Consider the following 410-nt stretch of genomic DNA (forward strand, 5'->3'; position numbering starts at 1 on the left):
GCGTACCTTGGTCTTGGCCGCCACGATCATCTGGTTCTTGTGCGCCCGCGCGCTCACCTTGCCCTGCGCGGCGTGCAACGCGATGCCGCGCTCCTGGTTCGGGCTTTCACCGCTGGGCTGCACGCCGGCGGTGTACATCACCAGACCGCCGGCCACCGCCATCGTCAGCGAGCCCTGCGTCATCCAGTTCAGTGCCACGCCACTGGCCAGCGTGGTGTGGGTGCCGCTCACCCAGACCTGGTCGGCCGGGGTCAGGCTCAGCACGCCGGCCACGCCGCTGCCCAGCAGCACCGGTGCACTCCAGCCCGGTGCTTCACCTTCGCCACCGGCGATGCTGCCGGCGGCACTGCCGCTGTGGGTGGCGCGCAGCGTCTCCTGCAGCTCGGTCAGGGTGGTGTCCACCGGCAGTT

Annotated in this window: 1 protein-coding gene; it reads right to left on the minus strand. The window is 70.7% G+C overall.

Annotated elements, in window-relative coordinates:
- Positions 1 to 410, minus strand: a 410-nt coding sequence (locus tag RUW00_RS22830) for a DUF2345 domain-containing protein (RefSeq protein ID WP_315956830.1), incomplete at both ends; no start/stop codon positions are given.

The sequence above is a fragment of the Bacillus sp. IS1 genome, from assembly GCF_032461585.1.
In the GTDB taxonomy this organism is placed as follows: Bacteria; Bacillota; Bacilli; order Bacillales; family Bacillaceae; genus Bacillus; species Bacillus velezensis.